7 protein-coding genes are annotated in these 8,738 nt (G+C 62.3%); 3 read left to right on the forward strand and 4 right to left on the reverse strand.

The window, feature by feature from the left end; genetic code table 11:
- Window positions 1–10: 10 nt before the first annotated feature.
- Window positions 11–652, forward strand: a complete 642-nt coding sequence (locus LVD08_RS18705; protein ID WP_007968134.1) for an oxidoreductase — start codon at window positions 11–13, stop codon at window positions 650–652.
- 107 nt (window positions 653–759) lie between these two features.
- Here LVD08_RS18705 and LVD08_RS18710 read toward each other — a convergent pair whose 3' ends face one another.
- The 4 genes from LVD08_RS18710 to LVD08_RS18725 form a co-directional block, all read right to left on the reverse strand.
- Window positions 760–1,044 (reverse strand): YceK/YidQ family lipoprotein, encoded by a 285-nt coding sequence (locus LVD08_RS18710; RefSeq protein WP_096796309.1) that lies wholly within the window; start codon window positions 1,042–1,044, stop codon window positions 760–762.
- Window positions 1,037–1,684, reverse strand: a complete 648-nt coding sequence (ubiX, locus tag LVD08_RS18715; RefSeq protein WP_007968137.1) for a flavin prenyltransferase UbiX — start codon at window positions 1,682–1,684, stop codon at window positions 1,037–1,039. The genes LVD08_RS18710 and ubiX overlap by 8 nt, the downstream gene beginning before the upstream one ends.
- Complete coding sequence (gene mpl / locus LVD08_RS18720; protein ID WP_027612907.1) at window positions 1,681–3,030, reverse strand: UDP-N-acetylmuramate:L-alanyl-gamma-D-glutamyl-meso-diaminopimelate ligase; 1,350 nt, start codon at window positions 3,028–3,030, stop codon at window positions 1,681–1,683. The genes ubiX and mpl overlap by 4 nt, the downstream gene beginning before the upstream one ends.
- Before the next feature lie 157 nt (window positions 3,031–3,187).
- Window positions 3,188–5,095 (reverse strand): sigma-54-dependent Fis family transcriptional regulator, encoded by a 1,908-nt coding sequence (locus LVD08_RS18725; RefSeq protein WP_247268898.1) that lies wholly within the window; start codon window positions 5,093–5,095, stop codon window positions 3,188–3,190.
- Between the two features lie 301 nt (window positions 5,096–5,396).
- Between LVD08_RS18725 and exaC the strand changes: the two genes are divergently transcribed.
- Both exaC and eat read left to right on the forward strand, forming a co-directional pair.
- On the forward strand, window positions 5,397–6,917 hold the full coding sequence (gene exaC, locus LVD08_RS18730) for an acetaldehyde dehydrogenase ExaC (protein ID WP_247268899.1): 1,521 nt from the start codon (window positions 5,397–5,399) through the stop codon (window positions 6,915–6,917).
- Between the two features lie 308 nt (window positions 6,918–7,225).
- Window positions 7,226–8,596: an ethanolamine permease gene (eat, locus tag LVD08_RS18735; protein ID WP_247268900.1), complete on the forward strand. Its 1,371-nt coding sequence runs from the start codon at window positions 7,226–7,228 to the stop codon at window positions 8,594–8,596.
- The last annotated feature ends 142 nt before the right edge of the window (window positions 8,597–8,738 follow it).

Raw genomic sequence — 8,738 nt, forward strand, 5'->3', positions numbered from 1 at the left:
GAGAAACACTATGTACTTGACGCCTCAGCACGTATTGCTTGCCGGAGCCACCGGACTGACCGGTGAACATCTGCTCGACCGTTTGCTCAACGAGCCGACGATCACCCGCGTGCTCGCCCCGTCCCGTCGTCCATTGGCGGAGCATCCGCACCTGGAAAACCCGGTGGGCGACCCACAGGCGTTTCTGCCGCAACTCAGTGGTCGCGTCGATATCGCCTATTGCTGCCTCGGCACCACCATCAAACAGGCGGGTTCCGAAGCCGCGTTCCGCGCGGTGGATCTGGACATGGTGGTGGCCTTCGCCAAACGTGCGCGGGAGATGGGCGCGCGGCACCTGATCGTGATCAGCGCGCTGGGCGCCGATCCGAAATCGTCGATTTTCTACAACCGGGTCAAAGGCGAGATGGAGCAGGCGTTGCGCGCGCAGGACTGGCCGCAACTGACCATCTGCCGACCATCGCTATTGCTGGGAGATCGCACCGAGCCGCGCTTGGGCGAACAACTGGCGGCGCCGTTCTCCAAACTGATTCCCGGCAAATATCGCGGCATCGAAGCCTGCCAACTGGCCCGGGCGATGTGGCGCCTGGCGCTGGAAGAACAGGATGGGGTGCGGATCGTCGAGTCGGATGAGCTGCGAAAGCTCGGCAAATAATCTATAGCGTCTGGAAGAAAGCTTTCGCGAGCAGGCTCGCTCCCACAATTGCACCGCGCTCTCCTGTGGGAGCGAGCCTGCTCGCGAATGGAGTGCGCAGCACTCCCCTACAACCCACCAGTCGCCTGAAACCCCACGCCAATCACGGTCAGCAAAGACAACGGCAACAACAGCGTATCGAGCAACGCACTCGCCGGCAGGTCCACTCCCGGATAACTCGGCGCCTCAGCCCCGAAGCGATCCATCGCACAGCACCCGCCATTCATCGCATACAAATCCAGGCGTGTCCCGGAATACACCACCGGCGCCCCCGGCTTGGCCGCATCCAGCGTGCGCGCGGTGGCGCAGCCGGCCAGTTGCAGCGCCAGCGCAATCATCAACAGCTTATTCATCGCTGCTCAGATGATGCTCGCCCCAACGCGGCAGCATGTCCTGAGGAATGCCCAGCAGATTGAGAATCCGCGCCACGACGAAATCGATCAGGTCGTCGATGGTCTGCGGCTGGTGATAGAAGCCCGGCGAGGCCGGCAGGATGGTCACGCCCATGTTCGACAACTTGAGCATGTGTTCCAGATGAATGCTCGAATACGGTGCCTCGCGTGGCACCAGAATCAACTGGCGACGTTCCTTCAAAGTGACGTCCGCCGCGCGCTCGATCAGGTTGTTGCACGCGCCCGTGGCAATCGCCGACAAGGTACCCGTGGAACACGGCACCACCACCATCGCCGCTGGTGCGCCGGAGCCCGAGGCTACCGGCGACATCCAGTCTTCCTTGCCGTACACGCGAATCTGCCCGGCGGCCGCCCCGGTGTATTCGGTAAGGAACGCCTGCATCATCTGCGGCTTGGGCGGCAGCGTGACATCGGTCTCGGTAGCCATCACCAGTTGCGCGGCCTTGGAGATCAGGAAGTGCACTTCGCGATCTTCCCGTACCAGGCAGTCGAGCAGGCGCAATCCATACTGCGCGCCAGACGCGCCGGTCATCGCCAGCGTGATGCGTTCCGGGCCGCCGCTCTGGGCAAAAGTGTTCATTGCAGTGCCTCGGCGAGTTTGCCGTGCAGGCCGCCGAAGCCGCCGTTGCTCATGATCACCACGTGAGTACCGGGCTGGGCCTGGCTCTTCACGCGTTCGATGATGCCTTCCAGCGAATCGCTGACAATCGACGGCACGCTGCACAGTGCGGCAGTGGCGCCCAGATCCCAACCGAGGTTGGCCGGGGCGTACCAGATCACCTGATCGGCATCGACTACGCTGTCCGGCAGACCGTCACGGTGTGCGCCGAGCTTCATCGAGTTGGAGCGCGGCTCGATGATCGCGATCAGCGGTGCGTCGCCGATGCGCTTGCGCAAGCCATCGAGGGTGGTGGCAATGGCGGTCGGGTGGTGGGCGAAGTCGTCGTAGATGGTGATGCCGCGTACTTCGGCGACTTTCTCCATCCGGCGTTTGACGTTCTTGAATGCGCTCAACCCGGCGATGCCCATCGCTGGCACCACACCGACATGCCGCGCCGCTGCCAGCGCAGCCAAGGCGTTGGCGACGTTGTGCTGACCGGTCAACTCCCATTCGACCGTGCCCTGGGACACGCCTTCGAACATTACTTCGAACGCCGAGCCATCGTCTTTGAGCAACTTGACCTGCCACTGACCGCCGACGCCGGTGGTCTGCACCGGGGTCCAGCAGCCCATTTCGATCACGCGCTGCAAGGCCGGTTCGGTGGTCGGGTGGATCACCAGACCTTCGCTCGGAATAGTCCGCACCAAGTGGTGGAACTGCCGCTCGATCGCCGGCAGATCGGGGAAGATGTCGGCGTGATCGAACTCAAGGTTGTTGAGGATCGCGGTACGCGGACGGTAGTGGACGAACTTCGAACGCTTGTCGAAAAACGCGCTGTCGTACTCGTCGGCCTCGATCACGAAGAACGGCGTGCCGCCCAGACGTGCGGACACCGAGAAGTTCTGCGGCACGCCGCCGATCAGGAACCCCGGGCTCATGCCGGCGTGTTCCAGCACCCAGGCGAGCATGCTGCTGGTGGTGGTCTTGCCGTGCGTACCGGCGACCGCCAGCACCCAGCGCCCTTGCAGCACGTGATCGGCCAGCCATTGCGGGCCGGAGACGTACGGCAGGCCTTTGTTCAGCACATACTCCACCGCCGGGTTGCCGCGCGACATGGCGTTGCCGATCACCACCAGATCCGGTGCCGGATCGAGCTGGGCCGGGTCGTAGCCCTGGGTCAGCTGAATGCCCTGGGCCTCAAGCTGCGTGCTCATCGGCGGATAGACGTTGGCGTCGGAGCCGGTCACGTGATGGCCCAGCTCTTTGGCCAGAACCGCCATCGAGCCCATGAAAGTCCCGCAGATACCCAGAATATGAATGTGCATAGTCGACCTCGTAAAACATGGCCGCAGGTTAGCGCAGGGAGGGGGAAATCGCACCTGGTGTTTCGCCTGCGCCGACGCCTTCGCGAGCAAGCCCGCTCCCACAAGGTTGGCGCTGATCCTGTGGGAGCGGGCTTGCTCGCGAACGGTGCGGCGCGGTTTAACGGGAGATCGCGTGTTTGCGCAGCTTTCTATAGAGGGTATTGCGGCTGACCCCGAGCTGCTGCGCGGTCTGGGTCATGTGCCAGCGCGTTTGCTCCAGCACATCGAGCAACGCCAGACGTTCAGCGTCTTCCAGCGGATGCTCGGACTCAACCGACTTCAGCTGCAGCGCCGGCCGCGTCTGCCGAATCATCGCCGGCAAATCCTCCAGCCCGATTCGCCCTTCATCACACAATGCCGCCAATGTGCGCAGAACATTGCGCAACTGCCGAACGTTGCCCGGCCAGTTGAAGGCCAGCAACGCCTTGCGCGCCGGTTCGTCGATCACAATTGTTTCGCCGCCGGCCTCCTCGGCCAGCAGGAAATCCAGCAACTGCGATTTATCACTGCGTTCGCGCAACGCCGGTAGCGCAACTTCGAGGCCATTGAGCCGGTAATACAGATCTTCGCGGAAGCTGCCGTCCGCCACGCGCTCCAGCAGATTACGGTGAGTGGCGCTGATGATCCGCACGTTGACCGCTTCCGGCTCGCCGCCGATCGGCACCACCTGCCGGTCTTCCAGCACCCGCAACAACCGGGTTTGCAGCGCCAGCGGCATGTCACCAATTTCATCGAGAAACAACGTGCCGCCATCGGCCTGCTGCAGCTTGCCGCGCATGCCGTCCTTGCGCGCGCCGGTGAAACTGCCGCCGCGATAACCGAACAGCTCGCTCTCGATCAGGCTTTCCGGGATCGCCGCGCAATTGAGGGCGACGAAGGCTTTGCTGGCGCGCTGGCTGGCGTGATGCACAGCCTTGGCAAAGGCTTCCTTGCCGGAGCCGGTCTCACCGTTGATCAGCAGCGGCACGTCGCGTTCGAACACCCGCAGCGCCTTGCGGAAATCCGCTTGCAGCGCCGCGTCGCCGAGGCAAATGTTCGTCAGCGGTTGAGGCTTGGCCACGACCGGGGCCGGCAGGATCGGCGCCGGCTTGCGCGATTCGCCGCGCAACAAGGCAAACAGATGCCGCCCGTCGCGGGTGCGCAGCGGCCAACTGGCGCTGGCATTGGCGCTGGCCCGACCGAGCAACTCGTCCAGCGAACAATCGAAGAACGCTTCCACCGGCTTGCCGAGCAAGCCTCCGCGAATATGCCCGAGCAGGTTCAGCGCACTCTGGTTGACCGCACTGATCCGCCCTTCCCCGTCAAACGCCAGCAGCCCTTCGCTGAACAGACCGACCGACTCGGCCTGCAGATGGAAACGCAGCAACCACTGGTTATCAAAGCAACGCAGGAAATAGCAGCTCTCGATCATCTTCGCCGACAGATTGACCAGCGCCATGGTGTGGAACTGGCTCTGCCGAGAAACGTCCTGGCGCGCCGAGGACACGTCGAGCACCGCCAGCAGTTCGCCGTGCGGGTCGAACACCGGGCTCGCCGAGCAGGTCAGGCCGGTGTGGCGGCCGCGAAAGTGTTCGTCCTGATGGATGGTCAGTGCCTGGCGCTCGACCAGACAGGTGCCGATGCCGTTGGTGCCTTCGCAGGCTTCGCTCCAGTCGGCGCCGAGCCAGAGACCGGCGCGTTCGAAAATCTTGCGCTCGGCCGGTGCGGTAACGCAGTTGAGGATCACCCCGCGCGCGTCGGTCAACAGCACCGCATGACCGGCGCCCGACAGTTGTTGATGCAGGCTGCTCATTTCATTGCCGGCGATCTGCAACACCTGTTGCAGGCGTTCGCGGCTTTCCAGCACGCGCCCGTGTTCGAGCACGGTGGGCGCCATGGTCAGGGCCGGGTCGAGGTGATAGTCCTCAAGACAGCGCAGCCACGAGCGGGCAATCGACGGATCGGCACCGGGCCCGTGCAGGTGCGGCTTGCCCTGACTGACGGTGAGAACCTGCTGGGCATGGCGACTCAAATGGTTGTCGTGCATTTCTTATTATTCTCCCCGAGGCTCGATGGCCCAATGCTGAGGTGAGGCCCAGCATCCTCCAGCCGCCCCGGCATTGCAATGCTGGCAAGACCAGCCGGTCACTGGCTGTGCCAAAAGCGGTACAAACTGTCACCCCCTCTGTACCGAAACCATCACAGGCTGCGTCCGCCCGTCCGACACAAACCGCGCAAAGCCTTGATTTGCCTGCCCTGCACGGCAGTGGCCCGACCTTTGCTCTACGCTTATAGCAAGCGCACTTGCGCGTTTCTCTAATAAGTACAAAGCCAAGGAGAACAACATCATGCGTTACGCTCACCCCGGTACTGAAGGCGCCAAAGTCTCGTTCAAGAGCAAGTACGGTAACTACATCGGCGGCGAGTTCGTCGCACCTGTCAAAGGTCAGTACTTCACCAACACCTCGCCAGTGAGTGGCCAGCCGATTGCCGAATTCCCCCGCTCCACTGCCGAAGACATCGACAAGGCACTGGACGCCGCCCACGCCGCAGCCGATGCGTGGGGCGCGACCTCGGTGCAGGCGCGCTCGCTGATCCTGCTGAAAATCGCCGACCGCATCGAACAGAACCTCGAACTGCTGGCGATCACCGAAACCTGGGACAACGGCAAAGCCATCCGCGAAACCCTCAACGCCGACATCCCGCTGGCAGCCGACCATTTCCGCTACTTCGCCGGTTGCCTGCGCGCGCAGGAAGGCAGCGCTGCCGAAATCGACGGCAACACCGTGGCCTATCACATCCATGAACCGCTGGGCGTGGTCGGGCAGATCATCCCGTGGAACTTCCCGCTGCTGATGGCCGCGTGGAAACTCGCCCCGGCACTGGCCGCTGGCAACTGCGTGGTACTCAAGCCTGCCGAGCAAACCCCGCTGGGCATCTGCGTGCTGATGGAGCTGATCGGTGATCTGCTGCCACCGGGCGTGCTCAACGTGGTGCAAGGTTTCGGCAAAGAAGCCGGCGAAGCCCTGGCCACCAGCAAACGCATCGCCAAGATCGCCTTCACCGGCTCGACCCCGGTCGGCTCGCACATCATGAAATGCGCGGCCGAGAACATCATTCCATCGACCGTGGAGCTGGGCGGCAAGTCGCCGAACATCTTCTTCGAAGACATCATGCAGGCCGAACCGACCTTCATCGAAAAAGCTGCCGAAGGCCTGGTGCTGGCGTTTTTCAACCAGGGCGAAGTCTGCACCTGCCCGTCCCGCGCACTGGTACAGGAATCGATCTACGACGAATTCATGCAAGTGGTGATGAAGAAAGTCCTGCAGATCAAACGTGGCGACCCGCTGGATACCGACACCATGGTTGGCGCGCAGGCGTCCGAACAGCAATTCGACAAGATCCTGTCGTACCTGGAAATCGCCAAGGGCGAAGGCGCCGAGCTGCTGACCGGCGGCAAGGTGGAAAAACTCGAGGGCAATCTGGCGACCGGGTATTACATCCAGCCAACCCTGCTCAAAGGCACCAACAAAATGCGCGTGTTCCAGGAAGAAATCTTCGGCCCGGTGGTGAGCATCACCACCTTCAAGGACGAAGCCGAAGCCCTGGCGATCGCCAACGACACCGAGTTCGGCCTCGGCGCCGGCCTGTGGACCCGCGACATCAACCGCGCCTACCGCATGGGCCGCGCGATCAAGGCCGGTCGTGTGTGGACCAACTGCTACCACCTGTACCCGGCGCACGCCGCGTTTGGCGGGTACAAGAAGTCCGGCGTCGGCCGTGAAACCCACAAGATGATGCTCGATCACTATCAGCAGACCAAAAACCTGCTGGTGAGCTACGACATCAATCCGTTGGGCTTCTTCTAAAACCCGGGGGCGATACAGATATTTCTGTGTCGCCCTTTCGACCGCTTTCGCGAGCAGGCTCGCTCCCACAAGGGAGTCGTGTCGCACCACATACACAGGCTCGGCACAAATCCACTGTGGGAGCGAGCCTGCTCGCGAAGGCGTCCTGTCTGACACACCATCAATGGCCTGGCCGCTCTGGCACGGCCCTTGCGTACCCGTCATTCAGGTTTTGCACAAAAACTGCCGCTGCGTGAACAGCGTCCATCCACCTCAACCACTGCACCCGAAAGTCCAACAGATCGAACAATAAAAAACAGAGAGGACTTATGACTTCCACCACACAGCTCAAACCCACACTCGGCACCCTGCACCTCTGGGGTATTGCCGTCGGCCTGGTGATTTCCGGCGAATACTTCGGCTGGAGTTACGGCTGGGGCACCGCGGGCACCCTCGGATTTCTGGTCACGGCGCTAATGGTCGCGACCATGTACACCTGCTTCATCTTCAGCTTCACCGAACTGACCACCGCGATTCCCCACGCGGGCGGGCCGTTTGCCTACAGCCGCCGGGCGTTCGGCGAAAAAGGCGGGTTGATCGCCGGCATCGCCACGCTGATCGAATTCGTCTTCGCCCCACCGGCGATCGCCATGGCCATCGGCGCCTACCTCAATGTGCAGTACCCGGAGCTTGATCCGAAGGTGGCAGCGGTCGGCGCGTATTTCGTGTTCATGACCCTGAACATCCTAGGCGTCAGCATTGCCGCGACTTTTGAGCTGGTGGTCACCGTGCTGGCGGTCGCCGAACTGCTGGTGTTCATGGGCGTGGTCGCGCCGGGCTTCAGCTTCAGCAATTTCGTGCTCAATGGCTGGTCGGGTTCCAACGAGTTCACGATGGGCTCGATCCCCGGAATCTTTGCGGCGATCCCGTTCGCGATCTGGTTCTTCCTCGCCATCGAAGGCGCCGCCATGGCCGCCGAAGAAGCCAAGGACCCGAAACGCACAATTCCCAAGGCTTATGTCAGCGGCATCCTGACTCTGGTGTTCCTCGCCATCGGCGTGATGGTGATGGCCGGCGGCGTCGGCGACTGGCGCCAACTGTCGAACATCAATGATCCGCTGCCACAGGCAATGAAAGCGGTGGTCGGCAACAACTCATCGTGGATGCACATGCTGGTGTGGATTGGCCTGTTCGGTCTGGTGGCGAGTTTCCACGGGATCATTCTTGGTTACTCGCGACAATTCTTCGCCCTCGCCCGCGCCGGTTATCTGCCGAAAAGCCTGGCCAAGTTGTCGCGCTTTCAGACCCCGCATCGGGCGATTCTGGCCGGCGGTGTGATTGGTATCGCGGCGATTTACAGCGATGGACTGGTCAATCTGCAAGGCATGACCCTGACTGCTGCGATGATCACCATGTCGGTGTTCGGCGCGATCGTGATGTACATCATCAGCATGCTCAGCCTGTTCAGACTGCGTAAGACCGAGCCGAATCTGGAACGCACCTTTCGCGCCCCGGGCTATCCGGTGGTGCCAGCAATTGCGCTGTTTCTGGCCGTGGTGTGCCTGGTGGCGATGGCGTGGTTCAACACGCTGATCGGCTGTGCGTTCCTGGGTTTCATGGCCGCTGGCTATCTGTATTTCCAGCTGACCGCCAAGCAACGCTCAGAAGCCCCGGCAGACGCTATGCTCGAAGGTATCTAGTTGCACCGGCACCGGGCCTGTCGCCCGGTGCCCGCTATATAGAAGTGCATGAAGATCCCCCTGTGGGAGCGGGCTTGCTCGCGAAGGCGTCGTGTCATCCAACAACGATGTCGTCTGACACGACGCTTTCGCGAGCAAGCCC

This window comes from Pseudomonas sp. YL2 (assembly GCF_023063025.1).
Classification (GTDB): domain Bacteria; phylum Pseudomonadota; class Gammaproteobacteria; order Pseudomonadales; family Pseudomonadaceae; genus Aquipseudomonas; species Aquipseudomonas putida_A.